The following is a 17,796-nucleotide window of genomic DNA, read 5'->3' on the forward strand; positions in this document are numbered from 1 at the left end:
AGACGCTTAATGGCGGGTGGAGCTTCGCTTACCCGCCCTACGGAGTTCAGTAGGCCCGGTAAGCGCAGCGCCACCGGGCGATTTTCAAACACTACGCGCTGCGGCGCAGCATGCCTTGTTTTTTCAGCCACACCAGCAGAATTGAGATAGCGGCAGGTGTGACGCCGGAGATACGGGAAGCCTGGCCGATCGACACAGGCTTGTGATCGTTCAGCTTGGCGATCACTTCGTTAGAAAGGCCCGTCACCTGCCGATAGTCCAGCATTTCCGGCAACAATGTATTTTCGTTGCGTTGCTGTTTTTCGATCTCGTCTTGCTGACGTGCAATGTAACCTTCGTATTTCACCTGAATTTCGACCTGCTCAGCCGCTTCAGCGTCTTCAAGGCCCGGCGCAAACGCGGTCAGTTTAACCAGGTTCTCATAGGTCACTTCAGGACGACGCAGTAAATCTTCACCACTGGCTTCGCGTGAAAGCGGCGCTGTTAAGTGAGCGTTCACTTCAGCAGCGGTTTCCGCCTGTGGGTTCACCCACGTTGTTTTCAGGCGCTGACGTTCCTGTTCAATGCGTTCCAGCTTCTCGTTGAAACGCGCCCAACGTTCGTCATCCACCAGACCCAGCTCGCGGCCCTTTTCGGTCAGGCGCAGGTCGGCGTTGTCTTCGCGCAGCATCAGGCGGTATTCCGCACGTGAAGTGAACATGCGGTACGGTTCTTTGGTTCCCAGCGTGCAGAGATCGTCAACCAGCACGCCCAGATAGGCCTGAGAGCGACCCGGTGCCCAGCCCTCTTTCTCAGCGGAGAAGCGTGCGGCATTCAGACCTGCAAGCAGTCCCTGTGCTGCGGCTTCTTCGTAGCCGGTGGTGCCGTTAATCTGGCCCGCGAAGAACAGACCGTGGATGAATTTGCTCTCCAGAGTCGGCTTCAGGTCACGTGGGTCGAAGAAATCGTACTCAATAGCGTAGCCAGGACGAACGATTTTCGCGTTCTCCATACCCTGCATTGAGCGAACAATTTGCATCTGCACATCAAACGGCAGGCTGGTGGAGATACCGTTCGGGTAAATTTCATTAGACGTCAGTCCTTCCGGCTCAAGGAAGATCTGGTGCTGGTTACGATCGGCAAAGCGCATCACTTTGTCTTCGATCGACGGGCAGTAACGTGGGCCGATCCCTTCGATCACACCCGCATACATTGGGCTGCGATCGAGGTTATTGCGGATCACGTCATGGGTTTTCTCGTTGGTATGCGTGATGTAGCACGGCACCTGTTGCGGATGCTGCGCGGCATTGCCCATAAACGAGAAGACCGGCATTGGGTTATCACCGTGTTGCTGTGCCAGTACGCTGAAATCGATGGTTCGCGCATCAATGCGTGGAGGCGTGCCGGTTTTCAGGCGGCTGACGCGCAGCGGCAGTTCACGCAGACGGCGAGACAGCGGAATAGACGGCGGATCGCCTGCACGGCCGCCGCTGTAGTTGTCCAGACCAATATGGATTTTACCGTCCAGGAATGTCCCGACGGTCAGCACCACCGCTTTGGCCCGGAATTTGAGCCCCATCTGGGTCACCGCACCGACAACGCGATCGTTCTCAACGATCAGATCTTCAACGGCCTGCTGGAAGATCATCAAATTCGGCTGGTTCTCCAGCGCGGTACGTACAGCCTGGCGATAAAGCACGCGGTCTGCCTGTGCACGGGTAGCACGAACGGCAGGGCCTTTACTCGCGTTTAGTATCCTAAACTGGATGCCCGCCTGATCGATGGCTTTCGCCATCAGGCCGCCAAGCGCATCCACTTCTTTTACCAGGTGTCCTTTCCCAATGCCGCCAATCGCCGGATTACAGGACATTTGTCCCAGCGTGTCGATATTGTGTGTCAAAAGCAGGGTCTGCTGACCCATTCGCGCTGCGGCCATTGCGGCCTCAGTGCCTGCATGACCCCCGCCAATGATGATGACGTCAAAAGGATCCTGATAAAACATGGTGGTCTGCCTCGCGTAAAGCGGTATGAAAATGGATTGAAGCCTGGGCCGTGGATTCTACTCAACTTTAGTCTTTCGAGAAAGCATTGGGATCCTGGGCTATTAAAAAGAAGATCTTTTTATTTAGAGATCTGTTCTATTGTGATCTCTTATTAGGATCGCAACTCTTTGTGGATAAGTCCGATCTCGCAAAGAAGATCATGCGGTTAGAAAGGATCGTTTGCTGTGAATGATCGGTGATCCTGGACCGTATAAGCTGGGATCAGATCGCGACTTTATACACAGGCCAAAAACACCAGCAGAGTTATTCGTTGGATAACTACGGGTTAATACGAGCTTTTAAGCGTAGTTATCCACATCTGTTTGCGTGATCTTTAATCGTTTTTGAGTAAATTTTTCCATTCACCCAGCCAGATCTCCGCCGGATCTTCCGGAATATCATGATCGAGGATGTTGATCTTCAGCGTTTCACCCAACTGTTTTGCCCCACAAGAGGTCACAGCGGCTTCGACTTTCTCTATTGCACCGCAGAAAGTGTCATATTCACGGCTACCGATACCGACTGCACCAAACCGGACATTTGACAGGTCGGGCTGTTGTTCCAGTAGTTCGTCATATAAAGGTTGCAGGTTATCCGGCAGATCGCCCGCACCGTGCGTGGAGGTGATCAGCAGCCAGACCCCGTCAGTCGGGAGATCTTCAAGTAACGGGCCGTGCAGCGTTTCTGTTGAGAAACCTGCATCTTCCAGCTTCTCAGCCAGATGTTCCGCTACATATTCCGCACCGCCCAGGGTGCTGCCGCTGATAAGAGTAATGTCCGCCATTGATCGCTCGCTCACAGAAAGAGGCGGCCATTGTACGCTGTGAACGAGCTGGGATCTACCTGTGGAAAATGTGGGAATGAATTTGCCCGATCACGGGCGGATGGTCCGCATGATCGGGTTTTGCAGGGAGATCAGGGTCTCGGTGGACTGAATTTCATCAATTGTTTGGATCTTGTTGATAAGTACCTGCTGGAGGGCGTCGATGGATCGGCACATCACCTTTATAAAGATGCTGTAGTGCCCGGTGGTGTAATACGCCTCTGTGACTTCATCCAGCGCGTTCAGTTTTGCCAGGGCTGAAGGATAGTCTTTGGCGCTTTTAAGAATAATGCCAATGAAGCAGCAGACGTCGTAACCGAGTTGCTTAGGGCTAACGTCAATACGCGCGCCCGTAATGATCCCCGCCTGTTTCATCTTCTCTACGCGAACGTGAATCGTCCCCGGACTGACGCCAAACTGTTTAGCCAGTTCGGCATAGGCGGTGCGCGCATTGGCCATTAAGGCCTCCAGGATGCCGCGATCCAGATTGTCGATCTGATAATTTTCCATAGGTTTTTCTTATGAAGATTGATGAATCTCTCTATTCTAGCGCCTTATTTTAACGAATCAAAAGTGAAGGTGGCTTTTTGTTGTTTGAATATTGAATTCAAGGCCATTTCTGTTGCTTAATCAATACCAACAGGACGCAGGAGTATAAATAATGAAAACCGCTTACATCGCAAAACAACGCCAGATCAGTTTCGTTAAATCCCATTTTTCTCGCCAGCTGGAAGAAAAACTTGGCCTGATTGAAGTCCAGGCACCGATTCTCAGCCGCGTGGGGGACGGGACGCAGGATAACTTATCCGGATGCGAAAAAGCGGTACAGGTGAAAGTGAAAACACTGCCAGACGCTCAGTTTGAAGTGGTTCATTCACTGGCGAAGTGGAAGCGTCAAACTCTGGGACAACACGACTTCAGCGCGGGCGAAGGGCTTTACACGCACATGAAAGCCCTTCGCCCCGATGAAGACCGCCTGACGCCCATTCACTCTGTCTACGTTGACCAGTGGGACTGGGAGCGCGTGATGGGGGATGGTGAGCGCCATATCGGTACGCTGAAATCGACGGTTGAGGCGATCTACGCCGGGATCAAAGCCACCGAAGCGGCCGTGAGCAAAGAGTTTGGTCTGGCACCGTTCCTGCCGGATACGATCCACTTTGTCCACAGCCAGGAATTGCTGAGCCGCTTCCCGGAACTGGATGCTAAAGGCCGTGAACGGGCGATCGCCAAAGAGCTGGGCGCGGTGTTCCTGATTGGGATCGGCGGTAAATTGTCTGACGGTAAACGTCATGACGTTCGCGCACCGGATTATGATGACTGGAGCACTACCGGCGAGAGCGAATTTGCCGGCCTGAACGGTGATATCCTGGTCTGGAACCCGGTTCTGGAAGATGCGTTCGAGCTTTCTTCCATGGGTATCCGCGTGGATGCTGACGCGCTGAAGCGCCAGCTGGCAGTGACCGGCGATGAAGATCGTCTCCAGCTGGAGTGGCACCAGGCGCTGCTGCGCGGGGAAATGCCGCAGACTATCGGTGGCGGTATCGGCCAGTCCCGTCTGACCATGCTGCTGCTGCAGCTGTCTCATATTGGTCAGGTGCAGTGCGGCGTGTGGCCGCAGCAGGTTCGTGAAAGCGTAGGTTCTCTTCTTTAATTAACGCCGCCAGCGTCTGAGCAGGCGGCTACGCAACCCGGTATCGAAGCGCCAGATATGATCGAAGATGCGCATGATGCCGGGTTTTCCATGTGCAGACATCGCCACAGCATGGAAACGGTGCTGATGCACTCGCTGTAACTCCTTCACCTTATTTACCACGTCATCCGGCAATCGCTGGGCAATAAAATCGGAAATCACCACCGCGTCGGCGTCATACCAGTCTCCGCCCTGCATACGCTCAACGATGCTGCGAAAACAGCTGGCCAGATCGGTGCCACCCCGAAAGCGCTGGCTCAAAAAGCGGATCGCCTGCTCGATACCCTGCTGGTTGGTCAGTTCGTAGCCCACCACTTCACTTGAGAACAGCATGATGAAGCAGCGACGACGATCGGCAAGCGCCACCCGCATCAGCGCCAGGCAGAACGCTTTCGCACACTGCTCGTTAAACCCACCCATTGAGCCGGACGTATCCACGCAAACAATAAAGGGACCACGCGGCTGTTCATCAAAATCCTGATGGACGACAGGGCGCTGGCTTAACTTTTCGCGCCAGGCTTCGCCATGTAGCCGATAGGTCAGAAGCTGCTTTTCCACCAGCCTGCGGTAGAACTCATATTCCAGCTCGGTCATCCCCAGCGTACTCAGCTCCGTGGGCAGCAGGCGCAATATGTCATCGCTTTGCTGGAGTCCATCAACCTGCTCCGGCACGGTAGCCGGTTCACGCACCAGCGTGCGGAAGGTTTCCATCGGCGCATCTTTCTTTGGGACGGATTTTGCCTCCCGTGAACGGCCGAGCTGTTCCGCGAGCTTCATTAGCTCTGGCTGCTGGGTCAGAAAATCGCCGTATTTAACGATCAGCTGATAGTCTCCACGCCGCAGCTGACCAGCGCTCATATCCCAGAGACGTCCGGCGGCGTTTTCATTTTCCACCAGCACCTGTTCCAGTTGGCCGCTCAGCGTCATGCGTTCCTGAACTTCACTGAGCAGTTGTTCGCGTTCTTCATCCAGTAACTGCTGGTTGAGCGTGGTGGCTTGTACGACGAGGCTGAGCCGCCAGCGCTGTAAAAACAGGGTATGCAGCGCGGGCGTAAAGGTGGCGTTATCCGTGACCAGCGCGCGGGCCTGGCTGGCAAAGGGAGAGTGAACTTTGTCGAGCAGCGTCAGCGTTTGCGGTAGCTGGACGATAAATTGTGGTGTCGAAAGCCGCTGGCATTGCTGATAGCTGGCAACCTCCTCCGTCAATTCCGGCGGGACTTCGGTCTCTTTAAAACGCTGCCGCAAATTATCGCGCCAGCGTGGGAGATCGTCGGTCATCGCCTTTTTGAGCTTTGGGAATTTTTCAAAGAATGCCGCCAGTTGCGGTGAGGCCAGCAGAGTGATGACCACCTCTTCGATCAACCCCTCTTCACTGACCGCCAGCATGACGTTGAGCGTGTCCAGCGTTAGCATTGTCGCGCCTGTTTGATCTGCGCGCTGACATCCTGCAGGCTGGCTTCGATACGACCTAACCAGTCGCTATGAATAAAGAGGCATTTTTGCTGTTCGCTGAAGCGCGTATGCTGCTGATGCCACTCGGTATCAAGCGACTCCAGTTGCTGTTTGATCTCTTCCGGCACGCTGTCTGAGGCGGTGCCCGGCAGCGCAAGACGCGATCCCTGCAGGCTGACATCACGGATCACCAGATGCTGGCTGCTGTCGACTTCCATCGTCAACGGCTGCGCAAAACCGATGCCGTTGAGCTTGCCGCGGATTTCTCCGCCTTTATCCAGCCACTGTGCCAGGGCGATGCGTTCAATCGTCACGTGCACTACCTGCATGTCATGAAGTTTAAGCGGCTGCTGAAGCAGAAGCGTGAGCGAGACGTCAGTCAGTTCGGCGGGCAATTCGTAATGCGGTTTACGGGCGAACATACCGCCAAGACGGTTCACTTTCAGCGCCGTTTTGTCACTTTGTTGCTGCTGGAGTTGAATGCGCCGTTGGGCAATCGCGCCCAGCTGATTGAGCATCGACTGCTGCCCCCAGGCGTGCCCGGTCATCAATATTTCAAGCTGCTGCTGCATCAGGTTCATGCCTTCAGCATCGTGCCAGAGGCAGTCTTTCAACAGGATCAGATCAATCGGTGCTACGGCATCACGGCCACTGAACAGCGCGCTCGCCTGCAGCAGGCGGATCGCTTTTTTCCAGCGACGGTCAGAGACGTAGGGGGCGGAAGGTAAGAGATCAAGCTGCTGGCGCAGCATGAAGATTAGCTCAAAGACAGCGTCAGGCAGCTTGATTTTACCGATATCCTGCTGCCACTGGTGGTACTCCTCATCTGTCACCTGAAGTGAGGCAGACACCGGGTTTTCATTTTCATCCTGCTGACTTACCAGCATGGAGCGAAAGTTCGATTTGTCCTGCACTTTGTCCAGCCACAGGCGAATCAACATACGGTCATACAGCGCTTCAAGGCTGCTGTCGGCTTCCGGCAGTTCGTTTGAGGCGGCCACCAGCAGGCGCATCGGGATTTTCTCTTCGCTGGCACCATTGCGGAACCGACGTTCGTTAATCGCGGTGAGCAGGGTGTTCAGGATAGCGGGGCCAGCTTTCCAGATCTCATCAAGAAAGACAATTTCTGCTTCAGGAAGATACCCTGTCGTTAAACGCTCATAGCGCCCCTCATCTTTTAATGCCTGAATGGAGAGCGGGCCGAAAACCTCTTCGGGGGTGGAGAACCGGGTCATCAGATATTCGAAGGCGCGCGCGTTCTGAAAGGCAAATTTCAGCCTGCGGGCAATCAGGCTTTTGGCAATGCCCGGCGGCCCCAGCAGAAACACGCTTTCGCCACTCAACGCTGCCAGTAAACAGAGACGAATGGCGTGGCTACGCTCGTACAGGCCTTTTTCCAGTGTGCTGCTGAGGCGGGAAATTCTTTCTGCTAATAAATGTGAGTGAGCCATAATAGTTTTGCATCCTTTCGCCGTCGTGGCGGCCAATTGAAGCGAGTATAGACGTTTCAGTCAGGGCTGGTAATAGACTGAAGTGCGGCGCTATTTTCTTTGCGCTACATTAACGCGGTTGCATTTAGGGGTACGATTTTGCATTGAATCGTGCATACTGTGCGCTTTTTGTGGGCCAAGGGACTAAGCACACATTTGTTATTTAAACGAAAAGACTAGTCTATGAGCACTGATAATAAGCAATCATTACCCGCAATAACACTTGCGGCGATCGGGGTTGTCTACGGTGATATCGGCACCAGCCCGCTTTATACGCTTCGTGAATGTCTGTCCGGTCAGTTTGGCTTTGGTGTTGAACGTGACGCCGTGTTCGGTTTCCTGTCACTCATTTTCTGGCTACTGATCCTGGTGGTTTCTGTTAAATATCTCTCCTTCGTGATGCGCGCGGATAACGCGGGCGAAGGCGGTATCCTGACGCTGATGTCCCTTGCCGGACGCAATACCTCCGCCCGAATGACATCGGTGCTGGTCATCATCGGTCTGATTGGCGGTAGCTTCTTCTATGGAGAGGTAGTTATTACCCCGGCAATTTCGGTGATGTCTGCAATTGAGGGGCTGGAGATCATCGCGCCGCAGCTCGATACGTGGGTCGTCCCGCTTGCCATTATTGTGCTGACGCTGCTGTTTGCTATTCAAAAACACGGCACCGGGCTGGTGGGTAAACTGTTTGCGCCAATTATGCTGGCGTGGTTCCTGATCCTGGCGGCACTGGGCTTACGCAGCATTATCGCTAACCCGGATGTCCTGCATGCGCTGAACCCGATGTGGGCCGTTCACTTCTTCCTTGAATATAAAGTGGTGTCGTTTGTGGCGCTGGGCGCGGTGGTGCTTTCTATTACCGGTGTTGAAGCGCTGTATGCCGACATGGGGCATTTCGGGAAACTGCCTATCCGCGTGGCGTGGTTTACCGTCGTGCTGCCGTCACTGGTACTGAACTACTTTGGTCAGGGCGCGCTGTTGCTTAAACACCCTGAAGCGATTAAAAACCCGTTCTTCCTGCTGGCACCGGACTGGGCGCTGGTACCGATGCTGATCCTCGCGACGCTGGCGACGGTTATCGCATCTCAGGCGGTGATTTCCGGTGTGTTCTCGCTGACGCGCCAGGCGGTGCGTCTGGGGTATCTCTCTCCAATGCGCATTATCCACACCTCAGAAATGGAATCCGGCCAGATCTACATTCCGTTTATTAACTGGCTGCTCTACTTTGCTGTGGTGATCGTTATCGTTAGCTTTGAGCACTCCAGCAACCTGGCGGCGGCCTACGGTATCGCTGTGACCGGTACGATGGTGCTGACGTCGATTCTCTCCACCACGGTGGCGTACCGTAACTGGCACTGGAACAAATTCCTCGTGGGGCTGATTCTGGTTGGCTTCCTGTGTATCGACGTGCCGCTGTTCTCCGCAAACCTGGATAAGATTGTCTCCGGTGGCTGGTTGCCGCTGACGCTCGGCCTGGTGATGTTCATTGTGATGACCACGTGGAAGAGCGAGCGTTTCCGTCTGCTGCGCCGCATGCACGAGCACGGTAATTCTCTGGAGGCGATGATCGCGTCGCTGGAAAAATCCCCGCCGGTGCGCGTACCGGGCACGGCGGTGTATATGTCCCGTGCGCTGAATGTGATCCCTTTTGCGCTGATGCATAACCTCAAGCACAACAAAGTGCTGCACGAGCGGGTGATCCTCCTGACGTTGCGTACCGAAGATGCGCCGTATGTTCACAACGTACGCCGAGTGCAGATCGAGCAACTGTCGCCAACCTTCTGGCGCGTGGTGGCAAGCTACGGCTGGCGCGAAACGCCGAACGTGGAAGAGGTGTTCCACCGCTGCGGTCTGGAAGGGTTGAGCTGTCGCATGATGGAAACATCCTTCTTTATGTCGCACGAGTCGCTGATTATCGGAAAACGTCCGTGGTATCTGCGCCTGCGCGGCAAGCTGTACCTGATTCTGCAGCGTAACGCCCTGCGTGCGCCTGACCAGTTTGAGATCCCGCCTAACCGCGTGATTGAGCTGGGGACGCAGGTCGAGATTTAAGTCCTCATGAAATGCCGGGTGGCGCTGCGCTTACCCGGCCTACCAGACCCGTAGGCCCGCGCAAGCGTAGCGCCGCCGGGCAATTTTCCTCTATTACATTTCACTTAGCGAAACGTTTCGACGTCGATCACAATTCCGTTACGTCATGGTGGTTTTCTGAACACTCTTGCGTCTACACTCTTTTTAGCGAAACGTTTCGCTAGTGGAGCAAGAAAATGAAGAAAGGCACGGTACTCAACTCAGAAATCTCATCGGTTATTTCCCGTCTTGGGCATACCGATACGCTGGTGGTTTGCGATGCAGGCTTACCGGTTCCGCGCAGCACTACCCGTATTGATATGGCATTAACGCAGGGTGTTCCTTCGTTTATGCAGGTACTGGATGTAGTGACCGCGGAGATGCAGGTTGAGACGGCCATTCTCGCGACGGAAATCAAACAACATAATCCGCAACTCCACGAAACGTTGCTCAGCCACATTGAGCAACTGCAGCAACACCAGGGAAACACCATAGAAATTCGTTACACAACGCACGAGCAGTTCAAACAACAAACCGCAGACAGTCAGGCGGTGATTCGCAGCGGGGAGTGTTCCCCGTATGCGAATATCATTCTCTGTGCTGGCGTCACTTTCTGAGGCCATCATGGACGCATTACTGCAACTCAAAGGGATCGATAAATCGTTCCCTGGCGTAAAAGCCCTCTCCGGCGCAGCGCTGAACGTATACGCCGGACGCGTCATGGCGCTGGTCGGCGAAAACGGCGCTGGTAAATCCACCATGATGAAAGTGTTGACCGGTATCTATCAACGCGATGCTGGTTCGCTCGTCTGGTTGGGTAAAGAGACCACCTTCAACGGCCCAAAATCCTCTCAGGAAGCGGGTATCGGTATTATCCACCAGGAGCTGAACCTGATCCCGCAGCTCACTATTGCTGAGAACATCTTCCTCGGCCGCGAGTTCGTGAACCGGTTTGGCAAAATCGACTGGAAAACGATGTATGCCGAAGCGGACAAACTGCTGGCGAAGCTGAACCTGCGCTTTAAGAGCGACCGCCTGGTGGGGGACCTCTCCATTGGCGATCAGCAAATGGTGGAAATCGCGAAGGTGCTGAGCTTTGAGTCGAAGGTCATCATCATGGATGAACCGACCGACGCCCTGACCGATACCGAAACCGAATCCCTGTTCCGCGTTATCCGCGAGCTGAAATCGCAGGGACGCGGAATTGTTTATATCTCTCACCGCATGAAAGAGATTTTCGAGATCTGCGATGACGTCACCGTCTTCCGCGACGGGCAGTTTATTGCCGAGCGTGAAGTGGCAACCCTGACCGAAGATACGCTTATCGAAATGATGGTGGGACGTAAGCTCGAAGATCAGTATCCGCGTCTGGACAAAGCGCCGGGTGAGATCCGCCTGAAGGTGGATAACCTCTGCGGTCCGGGCGTGAACGACGTGACCTTTACTCTGCGTCAGGGCGAGATCCTGGGCGTCGCGGGCCTGATGGGTGCGGGCCGTACCGAACTGATGAAAGTGCTCTACGGCGCACTGCCGCGCACCAGCGGTTACGTCACCCTTGACGGCCATGAAGTGGTCACTCGCTCTCCGCAGGATGGTCTGGCAAACGGCATTGTTTATATCTCTGAAGACCGCAAACGTGATGGCCTGGTGCTGGGCATGTCAGTGAAAGAGAACATGTCGCTGACCGCGCTGCGCTATTTCAGCCGCAGCGGCGGCGGTCTGAAACACAAAGATGAGCAGCAGGCCGTCAGCGATTTTATCCGCCTCTTTAACGTCAAAACCCCGTCGATGGAGCAGGCGATTGGCCTGTTGTCTGGCGGTAATCAGCAGAAAGTGGCGATTGCGCGTGGTTTGATGACGCGCCCGAAAGTGCTGATCCTCGACGAGCCAACCCGCGGCGTTGACGTAGGCGCGAAGAAAGAGATCTATCAGTTGATTAACCAGTTCAAGGCTGACGGCCTGAGCATCATTCTGGTCTCTTCCGAGATGCCAGAAGTATTAGGTATGAGCGATCGCATTATTGTTATGCATGAAGGGCATCTCGGCGGTGAATTCACTCGCGAGCAGGCCACCCAGGAAGTTCTGATGGCTGCCGCTGTGGGCAAGCTAAATCGCGTGAATCAGGAGTAAGAAGATGACTACCCAGGCTGTTTCTGGTCGCCGTTATTTCACAAAAGCATGGCTGATGGAACAAAAATCGCTGATTGCCCTGCTGGTGCTGATCGCGATTGTGTCGACCATGAGCCCGAACTTTTTCACCGTTAATAATCTGTTCAACATTCTGCAGCAGACGTCTGTGAACGCCATTATGGCGGTCGGGATGACGCTGGTGATTTTGACGTCAGGTATCGATCTGTCCGTCGGTTCCCTGCTGGCGCTCACCGGTGCGATAGCGGCTTCCATTGTCGGGATTGAAGTCAACGCGCTGGTGGCCGTTGCTGCTGCCCTGGCGGCAGGCGCGGCGATTGGTGCTGTGACCGGCGTGATTGTGGCGAAAGGCCGCGTTCAGGCGTTTATCGCGACGCTGGTGATGATGCTGCTGCTGCGCGGCGTGACGATGGTTTATACCAATGGTAGCCCGGTCAATACTGGCTTTACCGATAACGCGGATCTGTTTGGCTGGTTCGGTATCGGCCGCCCGCTGGGTGTGCCGACGCCGGTCTGGATCATGGCTATCGTCTTCCTGGCGGCGTGGTACATGCTGCACCACACTCGTCTTGGCCGTTATATCTATGCGCTGGGCGGTAACGAAGCGGCAACGCGTCTGTCCGGTATTAGCGTCAACAAAGTTAAAATTATCGTTTACTCCCTGTGCGGTCTGCTGGCGTCTCTGGCGGGCATCATCGAAGTGGCGCGCCTCTCTTCTGCGCAGCCGACGGCGGGTACAGGGTACGAGCTGGATGCCATTGCGGCAGTGGTTCTGGGCGGTACGAGTCTTGCGGGCGGTAAAGGTCGCATTGTTGGGACATTGATCGGCGCACTGATCCTTGGTTTCCTGAATAATGGTTTGAATTTATTAGGTGTTTCCTCCTATTACCAGATGATCGTTAAAGCAGTGGTGATTTTGCTGGCGGTACTGGTAGACAACAAAAAACAGTAACTGACGACACTACAGGACATCTTAGATATGAACATGAAAAAACTGGCTACCCTGGTTTCTGCTGTCGCGCTGAGCGCAACCGTGAGTGCTAACGCAATGGCAAAAGACACCATCGCGCTGGTGGTCTCTACCCTGAACAACCCGTTCTTCGTCTCCCTGAAGGATGGCGCGCAGAAAGAAGCGGATAAACTGGGTTACAACCTGGTGGTGCTGGATTCCCAGAACAACCCGGCGAAAGAGCTGGCTAACGTTCAGGACTTAACCGTTCGTGGCACCAAAATTCTGCTGATCAACCCAACCGATTCCGACGCCGTGGGTAACGCCGTGAAGATGGCAAACCAGGCGAAGATCCCGGTCATCACGCTGGACCGTCAGGCCACTAAAGGCGACGTGGTCAGCCACATCGCGTCTGATAACGTGCTGGGCGGCAAAATTGCGGGTGACTACATCGCGAAGAAAGCAGGTGAAGGTGCGAAGGTTATCGAACTGCAGGGCATTGCCGGGACTTCCGCAGCGCGTGAACGTGGCGAAGGCTTCCAGCAGGCCGTTGCAGCACACAAATTTAACGTGCTGGCGAGCCAGCCGGCAGACTTCGACCGTACTAAAGGTCTGAACGTCATGCAGAACCTGCTGACCGCGCATCCTGACGTGCAGGCTGTGTTCGCACAGAACGACGAAATGGCGCTGGGTGCACTGCGCGCGCTGCAAACTGCAGGTAAATCTGATGTGATGGTTGTCGGATTTGACGGCACGCCGGATGGTGAAAAAGCGGTAAATGATGGCAAACTGGCTGCGACCATCGCTCAGCTGCCTGAGCAGATTGGCGCGACTGGCGTTGAAACTGCCGATAAAGTGCTGAAGGGCGAAAAAGTTCAGGCCAAATATCCGGTTGACCTGAAACTGGTTATCAAGCAGTAAAAGGCGATTCAGGCAGTCGCTGGCTGCCTGAGGGACACCAATAAAGAAAAGTGTGGCATACGCCACCGGGTAACACCGGTGGCGCTCTCAGACGGACACCCCAACCATGAAAACCGCAGGCAACCTCGTCGTCCTTGGCAGTATCAATGCCGATCACATTCTTAACCTTGAAACGTTCCCGACGCCGGGCGAAACCGTCACGGGTAATCAGTACCAGGTGGCATTTGGTGGTAAGGGCGCAAACCAGGCCGTCGCCGCCGGGCGCAGTGGCGCGAATATCGCGTTTATCGCTTGTACGGGCGATGACGATACCGGTGAGCGCGTGCGCAAACAGCTGGTAAGTGACAACATTGATATTGCACCAGTGAGCGTGGTCGAAGGGGAATCCACCGGCGTGGCGCTGATTTTCGTCAATGCGGAAGGTGAGAATGTCATCGGTATTCATGCGGGCGCTAACGCCGCGCTGACGACAGAACGTGTCGAAGCCCAACGAGAGATTATTGCGGGCGCAGAAGCACTGCTAATGCAGCTGGAATCGCCCGTGGAAAGCGTGCTGGCTGCGGCCAAAATTGCGCATGAAAATCATACCACTGTCGTACTTAATCCCGCGCCTGCCCGTGTATTATCAGACGAGCTGCTGGCGCTGGTAGATATCATTACCCCCAACGAAACCGAAGCGGAAAAGCTAACGGGTATTCGCGTTGAAAATGACGACGATGCTGCCCGTGCGGCAAAAGCATTGCATGATAAAGGCATCGGGACGGTGATCATCACGCTTGGCAGCCGCGGCGTGTGGGCAAGCGTAAATGGTGAAGGCCATCGTGTGCCGGGCTTTAAGGTGAAAGCCATTGATACCATCGCGGCGGGAGATACCTTTAATGGTGCGCTGGTGACGGCGCTGCTGGAAGGCGAGAGAATGGAGGATGCCATTCGCTTTGCACATGCTGCTGCAGCGATAGCGGTAACACGCAAAGGGGCACAGCCTTCCGTTCCGTGGCGCAACGAGATTGATGAATTTTTAAGTCAGCAGGGGTAACGCTTGGCTACGATGAAAGATGTCGCCCGCATGGCGGGCGTTTCTACTTCGACGGTCTCCCACGTTATTAATAACGATCGCTTCGTTAGCGAGGCGATTCGGGAGAAAGTCGAAGCCGCAGTAAAAGATCTCAACTATGCGCCATCGGCGCTGGCGCGCAGCCTGAAGCTCAACCAGACGCGCACCATCGGCATGCTGATCACGGCCAGTACCAACCCTTTTTATTCTGAACTTGTGCGCGGTGTGGAGCGTAGCTGCTTCGAGCGTGGCTACAGCCTGGTGCTGTGCAATACCGAAGGTGATGAGCAGCGTATGAACCGTAATCTGGAGACGCTGATGCAAAAACGCGTCGACGGGTTATTGCTGCTGTGTACCGAAACGCATCAACCCTCGAAAGAGATTATCCAGCGCTATCCCTCAATTCCCACGGTGATGATGGACTGGGCACCGTTCGACGGCACCAGCGATCTGATTCAGGATAACTCGCTGCTGGGCGGCGACATGGCGACGCAGTATTTGCTCGATAAAGGTTATACCCGCATCGCCTGTATTACCGGCCCGTTGGATAAAACCCCGGCGCGCTTGCGTCTGGAAGGGTATCTCTCCGCAATGGAGCGGGCAGGGCTTGCCATTCCTGATGGCTATCGGATCACCGGCGATTTTGAATTTAATGGTGGTTTTGAAGCGATGCAGAAACTGCTGACGCAAGAGCCGCGCCCGCAGGCGGTCTTTATTGGCAATGATGCGATGGCATTTGGTGCTTATCAGGCGTTGTATCAGGCGGGGCTGCGCGTTCCGGACGATATGGCGGTGATTGGTTATGATGATATCGAACTGGCGCGCTATATGACGCCGCCGCTGACGACCATTCATCAGCCGAAAGATGAACTGGGTGAGCTGGCCATTGATGTCTTGATCCACCGTATGGCGCAGCCCACGCTGCAACAACAACGCCTGCAGCTTACTCCTGTTCTGATGGAACGGGGTTCGGTTTAGCCTTTGCTTTATGGCGCTCTTTAATCAGGTTCCGGCCATCTTTCGGTTTTAACAACATAAAGACCAGCGCCGACACCACGGTAAGTGCGCCCATGGTGATAAAGGTATAGTGGAACTGCTCGACGGTGTTCGCGCTATCAAAACCTTCATAAAACCGCAGCACTGCGGCACTCACGGCAACACCCAGGCTTATCGACAACTGTTGCGTGACAGCCAGTACGCTGTTGCCGCTGCTGGCGTTTTCGTCGGTCAGATCCGCAAGCGTGATGGTGTTCATTGACGTGAACTGCGTCGACATCGCCATTCCCAGCACAAACAGCGGCAGGATCAGCATCCAGACCGGTAACGCGGCGGACTGCAGCGAGAACTGCGCAATCATCAGCCCGATAAAGATCGTTACGCCAACCAGCGTTTTACGGTAGCCAAACCAGCGTAGCACCTGCGTGACGGTCGATTTTGCCAGAATCGAGCCCATCGCCGTGGGTGCCATCATGCAGCCCGCAATCAGCGCCGGATAGCCAAAACCCACCTGTAACATTAATGGCATCAGGAAAGGGACGCAGCCCGTCCCCAGACGTGAGGCAATATTGCCTGCGATACCGACCGAGAAGGTACGGGTATTAAAGAGGGACAGAGAAATAAGTGGTGTCGGGTGGCGACGCGCATGACGTATATAAAGAAGAAACAGCAGAATACCAGCGAGAATGACGGACAGTGCAAGCCACGTCGCCACAATTTTCTCACCGAACAGCTCCATCCCGCTGGAGAACAGCACCAGACTCAGGCCAAACAGGAAAAAGCCGCCCATGTCGAAGCTGCGTCGTGGCGTGGTGAAGTTCGGCATATATTTTCGGGCATAAATCAGGCCCGCCACACCGATCGGAATATTAATCAGGAAGATCCAGTGCCAGCTCGCCCAGGTGACCAGCACACCGCCGAGCACTGGGCCGAGTATCGGACCGACCAGCCCCGGCATCGTGACAAAATTAAGAACGGGAAGGAGCTCGCTGCGCGGGTAGGCGCGCAATAATGCCAGACGTGCTACGGGCATCATCATTGCCCCGCCAACTCCCTGAAGTACGCGGAAGATGACCAGCTCCGTTAAGGATGTGGACAGCGCACAGGCCAGCGAACCGAGCGTAAAGAGCGTGACCGCCAGCATAAACACTTTGCGTGTGCCAAAACGATCGGCCAGCCAGCCGCTTACCGGAATGAGCATGGCAACCGTCAGGGTGTAGCTGATGATGGCGGATTGCATCGCCAGCGGGGAGCGGTTAAGGCTTTGCGCTATTGCAGGAAGGGCGGTATTAAGGATGGTGGCATCCAGTGCCTGCATAAAAAACGCCATGGCTGCAATCCAAGGCAGTCCCGCCATGCTGCGCGCTTTTTTCTCTGTCATTTATTTACCTGCTGGTGGGTTGGTGCGGCCAGTAGTGCCTGGCATGCACTCAGGGCTCGCTGCCCGTCGCTCTCCTGAATGGCATCTACAATCGCCTGATGCAGATCCAGCTTCACCACTTCATTTTGGGTAATAGAAGTAAAGTAGGTGTGGTACACCGAATGGAATAAAGAGGCAAAGGACGTCAGGAACGGATTTGCGCTCATCATATAGATATGTTCATGCCAGGCCATATCCACCTCAATCCAGCGTTCGCGGTTGAAGTGTTTTTTCAGGAACACCATTTCTTCCATTAAAGTGTTGAGCTGTGCTTTTTGTTCTGCTGTCCCGAGCGTAGCGGCAAGAAGACACGCCTGAGGTTCAAGGCTGCTGCGCATCACCAGGAAATGATCGACGACCTGATGGAAATTATCTTCGGTCATCCACCAGGAGAGAAGCTCCTGATCGAGGAAGTTCCAGTTGCTCTGAGGCATCACACGTGTGCCAATGCGTGGACGCGGCAGTACCATTCCTTTTGCCGTTAAGGTTTTCACCGCTTCACGAACGGCGGTACGGCTTACGCCAAACTGGTCGCCCAGTTCCATTTCACCCGGCAGGATGCTACCTGGGGCATATTTACCCACTAAGATCAGCTGAGCCAGCTTCTCTGCCAGCACATATGATAAGTTTTTTTGTGCTGCCAGCTGTTGTGCGCTTAAGGGCATTGCTCTGATTCCTTAATTGTTCATGCGGGTAAGTATGCCATCTGGAGTGTGCTTGTGGTTGCAGATACATCAAATAGAACAATTTGTAGCTTGA

General features: G+C 54.7%; 15 protein-coding genes. 8 read left to right on the plus strand and 7 right to left on the minus strand.

All coding sequences use genetic code 11. The features are described from left to right. Positions 1-91: 91 nt before the first annotated feature. The 3 genes from mnmG to asnC all read right to left on the minus strand — a co-directional run bounded on the left by mnmG (position 92) and on the right by asnC (position 3,354). The gene (gene mnmG, locus EoCCA6_RS11935; RefSeq protein ID WP_152082833.1) at positions 92-1,981 is read right to left on the minus strand and encodes a tRNA uridine-5-carboxymethylaminomethyl(34) synthesis enzyme MnmG; all 1,890 of its coding nucleotides are present in this window, start codon (positions 1,979-1,981) and stop codon (positions 92-94) included. Positions 1,982-2,355: 374 nt separating this feature from the next. Continuing rightward, positions 2,356-2,805, minus strand: coding sequence for an FMN-binding protein MioC (mioC, locus tag EoCCA6_RS11940; protein WP_152082834.1), 450 nt, complete (start codon positions 2,803-2,805; stop codon positions 2,356-2,358). A 90-nt stretch (positions 2,806-2,895) separates the two neighbouring features. Beyond that, a complete protein-coding gene (gene asnC, locus EoCCA6_RS11945) occupies positions 2,896-3,354 on the minus strand; it encodes a transcriptional regulator AsnC (RefSeq protein ID WP_008500198.1) in 459 nt (152 codons plus the stop codon). Between the two features lie 151 nt (positions 3,355-3,505). Here asnC and asnA point away from each other — a divergent pair, with 151 nt between their 5' ends. Continuing rightward, positions 3,506-4,498, plus strand: coding sequence for an aspartate--ammonia ligase (gene asnA / locus EoCCA6_RS11950; RefSeq protein ID WP_152082835.1), 993 nt, complete (start codon positions 3,506-3,508; stop codon positions 4,496-4,498). Here asnA and viaA read toward each other — a convergent pair whose 3' ends face one another. Both viaA and ravA read right to left on the minus strand, forming a co-directional pair. Continuing rightward, complete coding sequence (gene viaA, locus EoCCA6_RS11955) at positions 4,499-5,950, minus strand: ATPase RavA stimulator ViaA (protein ID WP_152082836.1); 1,452 nt, start codon at positions 5,948-5,950, stop codon at positions 4,499-4,501. Next, positions 5,944-7,440, minus strand: a complete 1,497-nt coding sequence (gene ravA / locus EoCCA6_RS11960) for an ATPase RavA (protein WP_152082837.1) — start codon at positions 7,438-7,440, stop codon at positions 5,944-5,946. The genes viaA and ravA overlap by 7 nt, the downstream gene beginning before the upstream one ends. Positions 7,441-7,662: 222 nt before the next feature. Between ravA and kup the strand changes: the two genes are divergently transcribed. The 7 genes from kup (at position 7,663) to rbsR (ending at position 15,599) form a co-directional block, all read left to right on the plus strand. Next, on the plus strand, positions 7,663-9,531 hold the full coding sequence (gene kup, locus EoCCA6_RS11965; protein ID WP_152082838.1) for a low affinity potassium transporter Kup: 1,869 nt from the start codon (positions 7,663-7,665) through the stop codon (positions 9,529-9,531). 215 nt (positions 9,532-9,746) lie between these two features. Further along, positions 9,747-10,166, plus strand: coding sequence for a D-ribose pyranase (gene rbsD, locus EoCCA6_RS11970; protein WP_152082839.1), 420 nt, complete (start codon positions 9,747-9,749; stop codon positions 10,164-10,166). Between the two features lie 7 nt (positions 10,167-10,173). Then, on the plus strand, positions 10,174-11,679 hold the full coding sequence (gene rbsA / locus EoCCA6_RS11975) for a ribose ABC transporter ATP-binding protein RbsA (RefSeq protein ID WP_152084447.1): 1,506 nt from the start codon (positions 10,174-10,176) through the stop codon (positions 11,677-11,679). A gap of 4 nt (positions 11,680-11,683) precedes the next feature. Further along, on the plus strand, positions 11,684-12,649 hold the full coding sequence (gene rbsC / locus EoCCA6_RS11980) for a ribose ABC transporter permease (RefSeq protein ID WP_006808742.1): 966 nt from the start codon (positions 11,684-11,686) through the stop codon (positions 12,647-12,649). Between the two features lie 27 nt (positions 12,650-12,676). Beyond that, the gene (gene rbsB, locus EoCCA6_RS11985; RefSeq protein WP_008503498.1) at positions 12,677-13,567 is read left to right on the plus strand and encodes a ribose ABC transporter substrate-binding protein RbsB; all 891 of its coding nucleotides are present in this window, start codon (positions 12,677-12,679) and stop codon (positions 13,565-13,567) included. A 106-nt stretch (positions 13,568-13,673) separates the two neighbouring features. Continuing rightward, on the plus strand, positions 13,674-14,603 hold the full coding sequence (gene rbsK, locus EoCCA6_RS11990) for a ribokinase (RefSeq protein ID WP_152082840.1): 930 nt from the start codon (positions 13,674-13,676) through the stop codon (positions 14,601-14,603). Positions 14,604-14,606: 3 nt separating this feature from the next. Beyond that, positions 14,607-15,599: a ribose operon transcriptional repressor RbsR gene (gene rbsR / locus EoCCA6_RS11995; protein WP_152082841.1), complete on the plus strand. Its 993-nt coding sequence runs from the start codon at positions 14,607-14,609 to the stop codon at positions 15,597-15,599. On the opposite strand, the gene mdtD is transcribed toward rbsR, so the two are convergent. Next, positions 15,565-16,998 (minus strand): multidrug transporter subunit MdtD, encoded by a 1,434-nt coding sequence (gene mdtD / locus EoCCA6_RS12000; RefSeq protein ID WP_152082842.1) that lies wholly within the window; start codon positions 16,996-16,998, stop codon positions 15,565-15,567. The genes rbsR and mdtD overlap by 35 nt on opposite strands. Then, positions 16,995-17,702, minus strand: coding sequence for a FadR/GntR family transcriptional regulator (locus EoCCA6_RS12005; protein ID WP_152082843.1), 708 nt, complete (start codon positions 17,700-17,702; stop codon positions 16,995-16,997). Before EoCCA6_RS12005 ends, mdtD begins: the two co-directional genes overlap by 4 nt. Positions 17,703-17,796: the final 94 nt, after the last annotated feature.

Origin of the sequence: Enterobacter oligotrophicus (assembly GCF_009176645.1) — a bacterium.
GTDB classification, from domain to species: Bacteria; Pseudomonadota; Gammaproteobacteria; order Enterobacterales; family Enterobacteriaceae; genus Enterobacter; species Enterobacter oligotrophicus.